Source organism: Pararhodobacter marinus, from assembly GCF_003122215.1.
GTDB lineage: Bacteria > Pseudomonadota > Alphaproteobacteria > Rhodobacterales > Rhodobacteraceae > Pararhodobacter > Pararhodobacter marinus.
Map to the genome: position 1 here is coordinate 204,190 of NZ_QEYD01000002.1, position 13,912 is coordinate 218,101.

12 protein-coding genes are annotated in these 13,912 nt (G+C 68.5%); 10 read left to right on the forward strand and 2 right to left on the reverse strand.

Going from position 1 to position 13,912, the window contains the following annotated elements; all coding sequences use genetic code 11:
- Positions 1–13: 13 nt before the first annotated feature.
- Entirely contained in the window at positions 14–1,528 is a 1,515-nt protein-coding gene (locus C4N9_RS03570) for a hypothetical protein (protein WP_109531925.1), read from the forward strand.
- On the opposite strand, the gene C4N9_RS03575 is transcribed toward C4N9_RS03570, so the two are convergent.
- Positions 1,513–2,997, reverse strand: coding sequence for a hypothetical protein (locus C4N9_RS03575; protein ID WP_109531926.1), 1,485 nt, complete (start codon positions 2,995–2,997; stop codon positions 1,513–1,515). The genes C4N9_RS03570 and C4N9_RS03575 overlap by 16 nt on opposite strands.
- Before the next feature lie 103 nt (positions 2,998–3,100).
- On the opposite strand from C4N9_RS03575, the gene C4N9_RS03580 reads away from it, so the two are divergent.
- From C4N9_RS03580 to C4N9_RS03590, 3 genes are all read left to right on the forward strand, one after another.
- A complete protein-coding gene (locus C4N9_RS03580; protein ID WP_109531927.1) occupies positions 3,101–3,721 on the forward strand; it encodes an FMN-binding negative transcriptional regulator in 621 nt (206 codons plus the stop codon).
- A 110-nt stretch (positions 3,722–3,831) separates the two neighbouring features.
- Positions 3,832–5,292, forward strand: a complete 1,461-nt coding sequence (purF, locus tag C4N9_RS03585; RefSeq protein ID WP_109531928.1) for an amidophosphoribosyltransferase — start codon at positions 3,832–3,834, stop codon at positions 5,290–5,292.
- A 157-nt stretch (positions 5,293–5,449) separates the two neighbouring features.
- A complete protein-coding gene (locus tag C4N9_RS03590; protein ID WP_109531929.1) occupies positions 5,450–6,706 on the forward strand; it encodes an NAD(P)/FAD-dependent oxidoreductase in 1,257 nt (418 codons plus the stop codon).
- A gap of 2 nt (positions 6,707–6,708) precedes the next feature.
- Here C4N9_RS03590 and C4N9_RS03595 read toward each other — a convergent pair whose 3' ends face one another.
- Complete coding sequence (locus C4N9_RS03595) at positions 6,709–7,338, reverse strand: cation efflux transmembrane domain-containing protein (RefSeq protein WP_109531930.1); 630 nt, start codon at positions 7,336–7,338, stop codon at positions 6,709–6,711.
- Positions 7,339–7,415: 77 nt separating this feature from the next.
- Between C4N9_RS03595 and C4N9_RS03600 the strand changes: the two genes are divergently transcribed.
- From C4N9_RS03600 to C4N9_RS03625, 6 genes are all read left to right on the forward strand, one after another.
- A complete protein-coding gene (locus C4N9_RS03600) occupies positions 7,416–7,886 on the forward strand; it encodes a MerR family transcriptional regulator (protein WP_109531931.1) in 471 nt (156 codons plus the stop codon).
- Between the two features lie 85 nt (positions 7,887–7,971).
- Positions 7,972–9,225: a sarcosine oxidase subunit beta family protein gene (locus C4N9_RS03605; RefSeq protein ID WP_109531932.1), complete on the forward strand. Its 1,254-nt coding sequence runs from the start codon at positions 7,972–7,974 to the stop codon at positions 9,223–9,225.
- A complete protein-coding gene (locus C4N9_RS03610) occupies positions 9,188–10,159 on the forward strand; it encodes a hypothetical protein (RefSeq protein WP_109531933.1) in 972 nt (323 codons plus the stop codon). The genes C4N9_RS03605 and C4N9_RS03610 overlap by 38 nt, the downstream gene beginning before the upstream one ends.
- Before the next feature lie 41 nt (positions 10,160–10,200).
- Complete coding sequence (locus tag C4N9_RS03615; RefSeq protein ID WP_109531934.1) at positions 10,201–10,461, forward strand: sarcosine oxidase subunit delta; 261 nt, start codon at positions 10,201–10,203, stop codon at positions 10,459–10,461.
- Positions 10,458–13,379: a 2Fe-2S iron-sulfur cluster-binding protein gene (locus tag C4N9_RS03620; protein ID WP_109531935.1), complete on the forward strand. Its 2,922-nt coding sequence runs from the start codon at positions 10,458–10,460 to the stop codon at positions 13,377–13,379. Before C4N9_RS03615 ends, C4N9_RS03620 begins: the two co-directional genes overlap by 4 nt.
- Positions 13,372–13,902 (forward strand): sarcosine oxidase subunit gamma, encoded by a 531-nt coding sequence (locus tag C4N9_RS03625; RefSeq protein ID WP_245902443.1) that lies wholly within the window; start codon positions 13,372–13,374, stop codon positions 13,900–13,902. Before C4N9_RS03620 ends, C4N9_RS03625 begins: the two co-directional genes overlap by 8 nt.
- Positions 13,903–13,912 lie beyond the last annotated feature (10 nt).

The window sequence follows — 13,912 nt, forward strand, 5'->3', positions numbered from 1 at the left end:
GAACGGGGTGACGATGACGACACGCGGCTTTCAGATCTATGCTCTGACGCTCACGCTGGCGGGCATCGCGGCGCTTTGCGGGGTGATCGCCTGGCGCACGGGCGGCGCGCTCTTCTACACGCTCGACGATCCTTACATCCATCTTGCGCTGGCCGAAGAGATTCTGCGCGGCAATTACGGGATCAATCCGGGCGAGGTGGCCTCGCCCTCGTCCTCGATGCTGTATGCGCTGGCTCTGGCGCCCTTGCTCGCGCTGGGGCTGGGCACGCTGTCGCCGCTGGTGCTCTCCGTGGCGGGGCAGGGGGTGGCGATCTGGCTTCTGGCGGGCGCCCTGGCCCCGCCATTGGCCCTGCGGCGCGCGGTGGCGCTGGTGGCCGGGCCGCTTCTGGCGCTGGCGATCAACGCGATGGGCCTGCCGCTGACGGGGATGGAGCATCCCCTGCATGTCGCGGTGTCGGTGGCGATCCTGCTGGGCCTCGCCCGCGCCGCCACGGGGCCGGCGCCCGGATGGCTGCTCGTGGCGATCCTGCTCGCCCCGGCTTTGCGGTTCGAAGGCTACGCGCAGGCGCTTGCTGCCGTCGCCGCGTTAAGTTTCCTCGATCACCGGCGCATGGCGCTTCTCGCGCTGGCCGGTCTTGTCGCGCTGAGCCTTGCTTACGGGCTGGCGATGCAGGCCCTGGGCCTGCCGCTTCTGCCCAGCTCGGTCATGGTGAAAAGCGCGGCCTCGGCGGCGGCGCTCGGGGCGGATGGCCGCTCGGCGTTGATCGCGGTCATCGTCAACGCGATCCGGGGCGCGCAGACGCCGCAGGGCGCGTTGATGATCTTGGCCGGGCTGGTTTTGCTGGCGCTGGTCGTTTGGCGGCCCGACCGGGTGTCCCGCGCGGTCGTCTGGCCGCTTCTTGCCGCGCTGGCCGCGCATTTCCTCGTCGGTCGCTTCGGCTGGTTCGCGCGCTACGAGGTCTACGCCGTGGCGCTGACCCTGACCGGGCTGGGGCTGATCGTGCCGCGCCATCTGCCGGGGGCCGTGTTGCTTCTGCCGCTTGCCGCCTACGGCTGGACCTATCTGCCGACGCTGCAGCAAACGCCCGCCGCCGCGCTGTCGGTCTACCAGCAGCAATACCAGATGCACCGTTTTGCCACCGCGTTCTTCCCGCACCCCGTCGCCGTCAACGATATCGGCTGGGTCGCCTACGACAACGAGGGGCCCGTGCTCGATCTCTGGGGGCTCGGAAGCGAGGAGGCGCGGCAACTGACCGCCGCGCAGGGGCGAACTGTAGGGACCCTGCGCCAGCTCAGCGACGGGCGCGCCGATTACGCGATGGTCTATGACATCGCGTTCGAGGGCGCGATCCCGCCGGAATGGTGCCGCATTGCGACGCTTACCACCTCGCGCGTGATCGCGGCGTCGGACAGCGTGAGCTTCTACCTGATCGACCGCGATCTCGAGGCCGCGATGCGCGACGCGCTGACCGCTTTCGCGCCGACACTGCCCGCAGGGGCGGCGCTGTCGGTTCACTCGTGCCAATAGGCCCAGGGCGGGCGGCGCAGCTGCGTCGCGGCATACGCGACCTCATCGGCGCCGTTTCGCGCGCGGCTGGTCGCGCAGACCTCTTGCAGCGCCGGGATCTCGGTCCGGGTGAACAGCCGCAACGTGTATTGGCGCGCCCAGTAAAGCTCGCACAATTCGGTAAAGCCTTCCGCAGCGGCATAAGCTGCGAGCGCCTCGTGCTGCGCTGGCTGGTCGCGGATGCCGTCCTCGGTGGCGAAAAAGGCCAGCAGGTCGGGCGCATAGGCCGCGACAACCGCGTCGCTCAGCCCCTCGCGCGCGACGCGATGGCTGGCCAGCCCGTAGGTATCGAGCACCCGCAGGTCCGAGTGATAGGCCGGCGCGCCCGCATCGCCCAGGGCGACGGCCGACATCGCGCCCTCGCGCCCCAGACCGTGCAGCGCATGGCCCAGAAGGGCGTGGCTGTCGAGCACCCGGGGATAGTAATTGGCATAGACCAGAAGCTCGGCCACCCGTGCGGTGTGCCAGCCGAAAGCGCCGATATACAGCGCCAGACACAGCAAGGCCGCGTGCGCCCGCGCGCCGTCCATGCGCGACACGGCCCAGCCCAGATACAAGGCCATCGGCAGCAGGATCTGGAACGGAAAGCGCTGAAAATAGTTCATCAGCAGGTCCGAGCCCGCATAGGAATAGCCGACCGCGCCGAAATAGAGCAGCATCGCCGCGCCCGTGCGCCGGTTGCCGAAGACGAGCACCGCCAAGGCGGGCAGGATATAGGGCAGGATCGCCACCGCCTGCGCGACCCGGAACCCGTCGCCAGCCTTGATGAAATAGGTATTCGGCAGCGCCTCGCCAAACCACCACAGATGAAAGCCGAAATAGGCGCCCGCCAGCAGGGCCAGCAACGCCGAATGGATCGCCACAAGCCGCACCTCGGCCCGTGCGGCGATCATCAGCGCGGGGTAAAGGATGTAGAGCAGCCATGCCTCGGGCCGGGTCAGGACCAGAAGCGCGACGCAGGCGAGGGCCGCGCGCCATCTGAGGGTTTGCTGCAGAATGAAGAAGAGGCCGAGCGCGCCGCCATAGACAAGCGTCTCCAGCCCCGAAAACGCATGGGCCACGGTCGCCGGGACCGCCATCAGCAGCGCCAGCACGAACCCCATCCGCAGCTTGTCCCCGGCTTCACGCAGCAACAGCGTGGCCAGCACGATCAGCACCGCCAGCGACACAAGCTTGAAGGCCAGCACCATGTCTAGCCCCAGGGCGGCCGGCAGGATCGAGAGCGCGGCGAAAACGGGGTTGGTATAGGCCTGCGTCAGGTCGAAACCGTCGGGGTTATAGGCCCAGATCCCGTGATGGATCAGGTTCAGCCCGTATCGCCATGTGATGAAGGCATCGTCGACCGTGAAGCGCGCATAGATCCACAGGTTGACCAGCACCACGGGCACCAGCAGCGCGGTCAGGGTGGCAAGCGGGCGAGGGGGTGTCACGGGGCGATCTCCGGGGCTTTGGCGCGCGACGATAGGGGGATGCCCGCTTGTGGACAAGCGCCGCCCGGCTCTATCCTGCGCCCTGATCCGAGGACCCGGCGCCATGTATAACCCCACCCATTTCACCGAAACCGATCAGGCCGAGATCGAGCGGCTGATCCATGCCTGCCCGCTTGCGGCGGTCGTCGCGCAGACCGGCGACGGGCTGAACGCCGATCACCTGCCGCTTTTGCGCGACGGCGCGGGGTTCCTGGGCCATGTCGCGCTGGCCAACCCGATACACCGCATACTGCCGGACGGGGCGCCTGTCCTGGCGATCTTCCGGGCGGGCGACGCCTATGTCAGTCCCAATTGGTACCCGTCCAAGGCCGAGACGCACAAGGCTGTGCCCACCTGGAATTACCAGGTCGTGCAGGTGCATGGCACGATCCGCTGGTCGCATGAAGACAAGGACAAGCGCCGCGCCGTGGCGCTGCTGACCGCGCGGCACGAGAAAGAGACCAACGGCAAGACGGCGTGGCGGATGGGCGACGCGCCCGAGGATTTTCTCGTCGATATGCTGGCGCGGATCGTCGCGTTCCGGATCGAGGTCACGCGGATCGAGGCCAAGTCGAAACTGAACCAGAACCGGAGCGTGGCGGATATCGACGCGGTGGCGCAGGCGCTGGAGAGCCGCGGCAACCATGCGGTAGCCCAGGCGATGCGCCGCGCGACCAAAGGGTGAGCATCCGTCACGCCGCTGTCGCAAATCCGACGCCGGATGCCGCCTTGGCCCTTGCTCCCGCGCGGCCTTCCTTCTAAACGGTGCGCATCGCAGCTATCGGGGGCCCGACCATGGAGCCTTGGCTCAGCCATCCCTTCGACGACGACAAGTTGAAGGAGGAATGCGGCGTTTTCGGAGCAGTGAACGTCCAGGACGCGGCGAATTTCGTCGCTCTGGGCCTGCACGCGCTTCAGCACCGCGGACAGGAAGCCGGTGGGATCATCACCCACCACGAAGAACGGGGCTTCCAGTCGGCGCACAGATTCGGCCTTGTGCGCGACAATTTCACCTCGGCCAAGCTGATGGAGACCCTGCCGGGGTCGATCGGCATCGGCCATGTCCGCTATTCGACCGCCGGGTCCAAGGGCGCCACCGCGATCCGCGACGTGCAGCCTTTCTTCGGCGAGTTCTCGATGGGCGGCGCGGCAATCGCGCATAACGGCAACATCACCAATGCCGAGGCCATCCGCCGCGAGTTGATTGAGCGCGGCTCGATCTTCCAGTCCTCCTCGGATTCGGAATGCATCATCCACCTGATGGCGCGCTCGATCCAGAAAACCCATGCCGAACGGCTGAAAGACGCGCTGCGGCGTTGCGAAGGCGCGTTCTCGGTCATCGCCATGACGCGCACCAAGCTCATCGGTGTGCGCGACCGGCTGGGCGTACGCCCGCTGGTGCTGGGCAAGATCGGCGACGGCTACGCGCTGGCGTCGGAGACCTGCGCGCTCGACATCATCGGCGCCGAGTTCCTGCGGGAAATCGAGCCGGGCGAAATGGTGGTGATCGACGCCAAGGGCGTGGTTTCGTCGCGCCCGTTCGAGCGTACCTCGCCGCGTTTCTGCATCTTCGAACAGGTCTATTTCTCGCGCCCCGATTCGATCATCGGCGGCCGCTCGGTCTATGAGACCCGGCGCCAGATCGGCGTGGAACTGGCCCGCGAGGCCCCGGTCGAGGCCGATCTGGTTTGCCCGGTCCCCGATTCGGGTACGCCTGCCGCGATCGGCTACAGCCAGGAATCGGGCATTCCCTTCGCGATGGGGATCATCCGCAACCAGTATATGGGCCGGACTTTCATCGAACCGTCCGAACAGATCCGCAACATGGGCGTGCGGCTGAAGCTTAACGTCAACCGCGCGCTGATCGAAGGCAAGCGCGTGGTTCTGGTCGACGATTCGGTCGTGCGCGGCACCACCTCGCAGAAGATCAAGCAGATGATCCTCGAAGCGGGCGCGGCCGAAGTGCATTTCCGCATCGCCTCGCCGCCGACGACCTGGCCGTGCTTCTACGGCGTCGACACGCCCGAGCGCTCGAAACTTCTCGCGGCCCGCATGAGCGAGGACGAGATGCGCGATTACATCGGCGTTGACAGCCTGAAATTCGTGTCGCTGGACGGTCTGTACCGCGCCGCCGGCGAACTGGAAGGACGCAACGATTCCTGCCCGCAATTCTGCGATGCCTGCTTCTCGGGCGAGTATCCGGTCGCGCCCTCGGACATGATCGAACGCGGGTTTGAACTGAAGGCCGCCGAGTAAACGGCTGATGTTCCACGGTTTTCAAGGCCCGGCGCCGAGCGTCGGGCCTTTGTCATGCGTGGTTGACCCCGGCGATGGCGGGCGCGCGTTAAACGCCGCCCTTGACCGCGCGCCTTCGGATCCACAGGCTCGGCCGCAGACAAACCGCCGGGACCACATGACACGCGACACGCCGGGCCTCTGGGCCGTTACCGCCCCCGACTTTCCAGCACTCACACCGCTTGAGGGGCGGATCGAGGCCGATCTCGCCATCGTCGGCGCGGGCTATACCGGGCTTTCCGCCGCGCTCGAAGCGGCGCAGGCGGGCGCGCGGGTCGTCGTGCTGGATGCCGAGGGCGTCGGTGCGGGCGGCTCGGGGCGCAATGTCGGGCTGGTCAATGCGGGGCTCTGGCTGATGCCCGACGAGGTCGAGGCGCGGCTCGGTGCGGAAAGCGGGCTTCTGGAGCTGCTCAGCGCCGCGCCCGCCGCCGTCTGGGAAACCGTCGAGCGCCACGGCATCGATTGCGAAGCGCGCCCTGCCGGGACGCTGCATTGCGCCACCGACGCGGCGGGGATGCAGGCGCTGGAAGAACGCGCGCGGCAATGGCAGGGGCGGCAGGTCGCGGTCGCGTTGCTCGATGCGGCCCAGGCGCGCGCGCGAACCGGCACCGACCGATACCTGGGGGCTCTGTTCGATCCCCGCGCGGGGACGATCCAGCCGCTGGCCTATGCGCGGGGCCTTGCGCGCGCGGCGATGAAAGCAGGCGCAGTGATCCATGCGCCCGCCCGCGTGACGGGCGCCCGCGCGCAGGGCAGGGGCTGGGAGGTGGAGACAGAACGCGGGAAGGTCGGCGCCGCGCGTCTTATCTGGGCCGGCAACGCCTATGGCACGGGGCCCGCCGCCAACGACTCGCTGACGATCATGCCCTATTTCAACTTCGCCACCGATCCCTTGCCCGACGATCTGCGCAGGTCGATCCTGCCGGGCGGCGAGGGGGCTTGGGATACGGCGACGGTCTTGACCTCGTTCCGGCTGGATGCGGCCGGGCGTTTCGTGATCGGCTCGGTCGGAGAGCTGGGCCGCGCCGATACCGCCGTGCACGAGGCCTGGGCCAGCCGGCAGATGCGCCGGCTGTTCCCGCAGCTAGCCGGCATCCCCTTCGCGCATCGCTGGTTCGGGCGCATCGGCACCACGCCCGATGCGGTTCCCCGGATGGTCCAGACCGGGCCGGGCGCCTACGGTGTCACCGGCTTCAACGGGCGCGGGATCGGGCCGGGCACCGTGCTGGGCCGGGAACTGGCGCGCACGGCGCTTGGCCTGCAATCGGCACTGCCCGTGCTGCCGGTGGCGAAACCCGACCCCCTGCGCAAAGTGCGGGGCGCCGGGTATCGGCTCGGGGCGGCGGCGCTGCATCTGGCGGACCGCCGCCGCTGATCTCAGCCGTGGTGATGGTGGCCGTGCGCGCGCTCCTGCGCCGCCTTGCGCAGGATCTGCACCGAGGACGACAGGAACAGCCCCGCCATCGCCACCGCGACGATCAGATCGGGCCAGCCCGATCCGGTCCAGGCGACCACCAAGGCCGCGCCCATCACCGCGATATTGCCGATTGCATCGTTGCGCGAACACAGCCAGACCGAGCGGACGTTCGAATCCCCGTCGCGCCAGCGCATCAGGATCAGGACCGAGGCCACATTGGCCGCAAGCGCGGCAAAGCCCACGGCGCCCATGACCTCGGCGCGCGGCACCTCGGGGCCCAGCATGTCGCTGATCGCAAAGCCCAGCACCGCCAGCCCCATCGCCGCCAGCGACAGGCCCTTCAGTTGTGCCACGCGCGCGCGCAATTGCAGCGAGCGTCCGATCACCGCCAGCGACAGCCCGTAAGTCAATGCGTCGGCGGCAAAATCCAGCGCGTCGGCCTGCAGCGCCCGGCTTCCCGCCAGCGCGCCCGCGGTCATCTCGACCAGAAACAGCCCGCCGTTCAGGATGATGACCGCGATCAGCGCGCGGCGATAGGCGGGGCTGGTCCCGTCGAAGTCGAGATCGTCATGGGAATGGTCATGGGGCATATCCGGCCCTCCGCTTGTTTCGTGTTGGCCCCGTCCTACTTTCTACAGCGACTGTAGAAGCAAGCGGAAAAACACCCATGCGCGAGATTTCCATCGGCGAGGCCGCGCGGCGAAGCGGCATCAAGGTGACGACGATCCGGTTCTACGAGGAACGCGGACTTCTGCCTGCGCCCCCGCGCAGCGATAGCGGACGGCGGATATACGACACGGCCACGGTCGAGCGGCTGGGTTTCATTCGCCACGCCCGCGACCTGGGGTTCCGGCTGGAGGACATCGCCGACCTTCTGGCGCTGCAGGGCCAGCCCGGCGCATCTTGCGCGCCCGCCGATTCGCTGGCGCGGCGGCATCTGTCGGCGGTGCGTGAACGAATCGCCGCGCTCCGTGCGCTGGAGACCGAACTCGAACGCATGGTCTCGGGCTGCGACCATACCGACACCGCGCATTGCCGCGTGATCGAGACGCTGGCCGACCATGCCCGCTGCATCGCCGACCATCCGACGGGCCTGACGGGCGAGCTGGATACGGCGGGCGCCGGAAAGGCGGACTGACCGGCCAGCTGGCCAAGGATGCGGATAATGCTTGTCTTGGCGGGACCGACGCGCTTGTCTGAGCGCAGGAACCGAGAGGCAGGCAATGCGGTATTCAGGGCTACGCGTCTTCGCGCAGGGGCTGGCGGGCAACCGCGGCTGGAAGCCCGTCTGGCGCCGGCCCGAGCCAAAAGCCGAGTATGACATCGTCATCATCGGCGGCGGCGGGCATGGCCTGTCGACGGCCTATTACCTGGCGAAGAACCACGGGCTCAGGAACATCGCCGTGCTGGAGAAAGGCTATCTCGGCGGCGGCAATGTCGGGCGCAATACCACGATCGTGCGCGCGAATTACTTCCTGCCCGGCAATTCCGAATTCTACAGCCATTCGCTGAAACTCTGGGAAGGGCTGGAAGCCGAGCTGAACTACAATGTCATGCATTCGCAGCGCGGCCTCATCAACCTGTTCCATTCGGACGGCCAGCGCGACGCCTTCGTGCGGCGCGGCAACGCGATGCTGGCACAGGGCGACGATGCGGTGCTGCTCGACCGCGAGGGGGTGCGCGAGAAACTGCCCTATCTCGATTTCGAACAGGGGCGTTTTCCGATCCATGGCGGGCTTTATCACCCGCGCGGCGGCACCGCGCGCCACGACGCGGTCGCCTGGGGCTATGCCCGGGGCGCGGACCGGCTGGGCGTCGACCTGATCCAGAACTGCGAGGTGACGGGGATCGACACGCGGCAGGGCCGCGTCACCGGCGTGCAGACCACGCGCGGGCCGATCCGGGCGCGACAGGTGGCGATGGTCGCCGCCGGACGTTCAAGCCAGGTCGCGGCGATGGCGGGGCTGCGGCTGCCCATCGAAAGCCACGTCCTGCAGGCTTTCGTCACCGAGGGGCTCAAGCCCGTCATCGACCATGTCGTGAGCTTCGGCATGGGGCATTTCTATATCAGCCAGTCCGACAAGGGCGGGCTGGTTTTCGGCGGCGATCTGGATTTCTACGCCTCGTATGCCGCGCGCGGCAACCTGCCGATGGTCGAGCATGTGATGGAAGCGGGCATGACGCTGATGCCGATGATCGGACGCGCGCGGGTGCTGCGCTCGTGGGGCGGGATCATGGATATGTCGCCCGATGGCTCGCCGATCATCGACCGCACGCCCGTGGAGGGCCTTTTCGTGAATTGCGGCTGGAACTACGGGGGCTTCAAGGCCGTTCCTGCGTCGGGCTGGTGCCTTGCGCATCTGATGGCGACCGGCGCGCCGCACAAGGTGGCCGAAGGCTTCCGGCTTGACCGTTTCCGCACCGGACAGGGATTGATGGATGAAGAAGGCACAGGCTCGCAACACAACCTGCATTGACCCGGCCCGTCATACGGTCGCGCTGGTCGCGTTTGCCGCGTCGGTGCTGGCGTCGGTGGCGGCCTCGGCGCCGGCTCTGGCCGAGACATTGCCGCAAGGCTGTTTCGCGCGCGAATACTCCGCGCAGCATCTGGCCGAGCATCCGGGTCAGGGCGTTGCAGCGCTGCGGCTGTGGTTCTTTCACGAAAGCGACGATCCGGCCAGTTCCGCCGCGCTGGTCGAGGCGCGGATGGCCGATCAGGGGCAGGGCGCACGCGACGGGGTCGGCGGCGAGGTGCTGACGCAATACGCACTTTGCGACGCCGACGGCGCCTGTTTCGTGGAATGCGATGGCGGCACGTTCGAGACGCAGCGTCTGCCCGATGGGGATCTGCACCTGACCACCCGGTTCTTCGCCTTGGGCGAGGGCGATGCCTGCGGTGGCGGCTCGGATCTGGCCGAAAGGCCGGGCGAGGAGACGCGCTACCGCCTCAGCGCCGCCGCGCCCGAAATCTGCCAGGCCCTCTGGCAGCGCCATCCGCTGCCGGAGCCGGGCTGCTACGGTATGGATTACTCCGACATGGGCCACGGGCAGGGGCTTCTGGGGCTGCGGCTGCTTCTGCATCCCGCCGATGACGGCTACGCCTTTCCGCAGGCCGAGGGCACCTTTCTCGTGACGCTGCCCGAGGGCGGGCGCGCCGCCGCGGCGGGGCTCGGCGGCGCGCGGCTGTCGGTACCGGTCTGGTGCTCGACCCGCGACGGGTTGTGCCGCTCGGGCGTGGACGAGGGCGCGCTGGCGATCGCCCCGCTGGGCGACGGCGTGGCGCTGTCGACCGGGCGCTTCCTGATCTTCGGCGCCGAGGCCGCCAATCTCGACATCGCCGCGCCCGGGCAGGCGATCACCCGCCATCAGTTGCGCCCGCTGCCGCCCGGGCAATGCCGGGGCATGGAATGACGAACGCCGCCCCTCATCGCCGCCCCCGTCCGGAGTAACGAATGCGCCTGTCCTGTCCTTGCTGCGGCCCGCGCGACCGGCGCGAATTCACCTATTACGGCGCGGCCGATTACCTGGACCGGCCGGCGCCCGACGCGGGGCTCGACGCCTGGGACAGCTACCTGCACCTGCGCGACAACCCCGCCGGGCCAACACGCGATCTGTGGTATCACGATCCCTGTCAGAGCTGGCTTCAGGTCGAACGCGACACCGTCACCCATGCCATCCATTCCGTGGCTCCCGTGGCGGGGCGGCGCGCATGACCCGGGCTTACCGCTTTCCGGGCAAGGGCCTACTCATCGACCGCGCGCGCAAGGTGCAGTTCACCTTCGACGGCAGGGTGTTTCAGGGCTTCCACGGCGACACGCTCGCCTCGGCGCTTCTGGCCAATGGTCAGCGGCTCATGGCGCGGTCGTTCAAGTATCACCGCCCGCGCGGCGTGATGACGGCGGGCTCCGAGGAGCCCTCGGCGCTGGTCGAGATCCACGAAGGCGCGCAGCAGACCCCGAATGTCCGTGCGACGATGCAGGAGATCTACGAGGGTCTCGACGCGCGCAGCCAGAACCGTCTGGGATCGCTCGGTTTCGACCTGCTGGCGGTCAATGACCGGCTGTCGCCGTTCCTTGGCGCGGGCTTTTACTACAAGACCTTCATGTGGCCGCGTGCCTTCTGGGAAAAGCTCTACGAACCCGCCATACGGCGCGCGGCGGGGCTGGGGCGGCTGTCGGGGCGGGCGGATGAAGCGGCCTACGAGAAAGCCTTTGCCCATTGCGATTTGCTGATCATCGGCGCGGGGCCCGCAGGGTTGATGTCCGCGCTCACCGCCGGGCGGGCGGGGGCCGACGTGATCCTGGCCACCGAGGACACGCAGCCGGGCGGGCGGCTGCTGTCCGATCAGCCGGTGATCGACGGCCAGCCCGCGCCGCTCTGGGTCGATTCCGTCATGGCAGAGCTGCGAAGCCTGCCCAATATCCGGGTGATGACGCGCACGACCGTGACGGGCCGCTATGACCACGGCACTTTCGGCGCGCTCGAGCGGGTCAGCCTGCACAAGGCACCCGGCGAGGCCCCGCGCGAGTGTTTCTGGCGCATTGTCGCGCGCCACGCGATCCTTGCTAGCGGCGCGCTGGAACGGCCCCTCGCGCATCCCGACAACGACCGTCCGGGCGTGATGCTGGCGTCGGGCGTGAGCGCGCAGTTCGGGCGCTATGGCGTCGATCCCGGGCCGCTGGTGATCTTTTCCAACAATGACAGTGGCTTGCAAACCGCACGCACGCTGACCGCGCAGGGCGTCGAAATCGCCGCCTATGTCGATCCGCGCCCAATCGCCGTGACCGAGGATTTCCCGGTCTATCCCGAGGCGCAGATCACCGGCACGCGCGGGCGGCTGGGGCTGCGGGACGTGGCGGTGCGGCACAAGGGCGGAACCTCGGTGATCGCGGCCCGCACGCTGGCGCTGGCGGGCGGCTGGAACCCGAATATCGCGCTGGCCTGCCATCTGGGCGCGCGCCCGGTCTGGGAACCGGTGCTGCAAAGCTTCGTCATGCCGCCGGGCAGTACGCCGGGTCTTGGCATCGCCGGCGCGGCCGGGGGTTTGCTGTCCACCCGCGCCGCGCTCATCGACGGGCGCGACAAGGCGCTGACGGCCCTGTCCGCACTGGATCTGCGCGCGGCTGTGACCGACATCCCGCAGGCCGAGGACACGCCCTATGCCATCGCGCCTTTCTGGGCGGTCGATGCGGGCGGGCGCGCATGGCTCGATTTTGCCAATGACGTGACCACCAAGGATGTGAAACTCGCCGCGCAGGAAGGCTTTACCGCCGTCGAGCACATGAAGCGTTACACCACGCAGGGAATGGCGCCCGATCAGGGCAAAAGCTCGAATGTGGCGGCGCTGGCGGTGCTGGCCGATGCGACCGGGCAAGGGATCGCCGAAACCGGGCTGACCACCTATCGTCCGCCCTACGGGCCCGTATCCATCGCCGCCCTCGGCGCCGGCGGGCGCGGCGAGGGGTTCGCGCCGGTGCGGCGGCTGACCTCGGACGCGAAGAGCCGCGCAATGGGCGCCCCGATGATCGAGGCCGGGCTATGGTATCGGCCCAGCTATTTCCCCCGTCCGGGCGAAACCGGCTGGCGCGAAGCCTGCGACCGCGAGGTGCGGCTGGTCCGCGTCAAGGCGGGCGTCGCCGATGTGTCGAGCCTTGGCAAGATCGACGTGCAGGGCGCGGATGCGGGGCGGTTTCTGGACTTCGTCTATACCAATACCATGTCGAGCCTCAGGCCCGGCAAGGTCCGCTACGGTCTGATGCTGCGCGAGGATGGCTTCGTCATGGATGACGGCACCTGCGCCCGGCTGGGGCCCGAGCATTTCCTTGTCACCACCACCACCTCTGCCGCCGGGCTGGTCATGCGGCATCTGGATTTCGTGCATCAGGCCTTTTGCGCGGACTGGGACGTGCGGCTTCTGTCGGTAACGGAAGCCTGGGCGCAGTTCAGCGTGGCCGGGCCCCGGTCGAAAGAGGTGCTCGGGCGTCTGGGCATCACGCCCGGGCTGCCCTTCATGGGCTGGCGCGGGCTGTCGCTGAACGGTGTTCCTGCGCGGCTCTTCCGCATCTCGTTCTCGGGCGAAGAGGGCTACGAGATCGCCGTGCCCACCCGGTACGGCGCCGCGCTGTTCGACGCGCTCGTTGCCGCTGCCGAGGCCGAGGAGGGCGGCGCCTACGGGATGGAGGCGCTGAATGTCCTGCGGGTCGAGAAGGGGTTCCTGACCCACGCCGAGATCCATGGCCGCGTCACCGCCGGGGATGTCGGACTGGGGCGGATGGTCAGCGACGCCAAGGATTGCATCGGCAAGGCCGCGGCGCAACGTCCCGGACTGGTGGAAAACCGCGAGCAATTGGTGGGCCTGATGCCGGTCAACCAGGGCGAGGACCTGAGTGCGGGCGCGCATCTCTACAACGAGAAGGATCCCGCCGAGCGCGCCTTCAATCAGGGCTATGTCACCTCGGTCGCCCCGTCGCCGACGCTGGGCTGCTGGCTGGGCCTTGGTTTTCTGAAGAACGGCCGCGCGCGGCATGGCGAGGTGATCCGGCTCGATGACGGGTTGCGCCGCCGCGCGGTGCTGGTCGAGGTCCGCGACCCGGTCTTCTTCGACCCGGACGGAGGACGGATGCGTGATTGACCTGACGACGACCACGGCCTTTACGGGTCTGCCCCTGACCATCGGGCGCGTGACGCTCACCGCTTTCGATCCCGGCCCCGTGACATCCGTCGCGCCCTATCCCGGCCGCGACCTGTCCCGGGCGTTGGCGCCGCTGGCGTTTCCCCAACCGGGTGCCATCAGCGAAGCCGCGGGCCTGCGGCTGGTCTGGGCCGGGCGCGACCTGGCCTTCTTGATGGGGGGACCGGCGCCCGACCTGACCGGCCTTGCCGCCACCACCGACCAGACCGACGGCTGGGCCTGGCTCACGCTGGCCGGGCGCGATGCCGTGGCGGTGCTGGCCCGCCTGTGTCCGCTGGACCTGCGCGCTGCGGCGTTTCCCCCGGGGCGTTCGGCCCGGTCGCTTGTGGGGCATATGCAGGCGATCGTGATCCGCACCGGCCCCGAAGCGTTCGAGCTTGCGGTCTTCCGCTCGATGGCCGGGAGCCTGCTGCACGACCTGACGGGGGCGATGCGGGGCGTGGCCGCGCGGCGCGCGCTGTGACGAGCACTGT

Bases quoted from the DNA above. Each gene is read 5' to 3' on its own strand.
- C4N9_RS03570 (WP_109531925.1), top strand. From the start codon at position 14: ATGACGACACGCGGCTTTCAGATCTATGCTCTGACGCTCACGCTGGCG.
- C4N9_RS03580 (WP_109531927.1), top strand. From the start codon at position 3,101: ATGTATAACCCCACCCATTTCACCGAAACCGATCAGGCCGAGATCGAG.
- purF (WP_109531928.1), top strand. From the start codon at position 3,832: ATGGAGCCTTGGCTCAGCCATCCCTTCGACGACGACAAGTTGAAGGAG.
- C4N9_RS03590 (WP_109531929.1), top strand. From the start codon at position 5,450: ATGACACGCGACACGCCGGGCCTCTGGGCCGTTACCGCCCCCGACTTT.
- C4N9_RS03595 (WP_109531930.1), bottom strand. From the start codon at position 7,338: ATGCCCCATGACCATTCCCATGACGATCTCGACTTCGACGGGACCAGC.
- C4N9_RS03600 (WP_109531931.1), top strand. From the start codon at position 7,416: ATGCGCGAGATTTCCATCGGCGAGGCCGCGCGGCGAAGCGGCATCAAG.
- C4N9_RS03605 (WP_109531932.1), top strand. From the start codon at position 7,972: ATGCGGTATTCAGGGCTACGCGTCTTCGCGCAGGGGCTGGCGGGCAAC.
- C4N9_RS03610 (WP_109531933.1), top strand. From the start codon at position 9,188: ATGAAGAAGGCACAGGCTCGCAACACAACCTGCATTGACCCGGCCCGT.
- C4N9_RS03615 (WP_109531934.1), top strand. From the start codon at position 10,201: ATGCGCCTGTCCTGTCCTTGCTGCGGCCCGCGCGACCGGCGCGAATTC.
- C4N9_RS03620 (WP_109531935.1), top strand. From the start codon at position 10,458: ATGACCCGGGCTTACCGCTTTCCGGGCAAGGGCCTACTCATCGACCGC.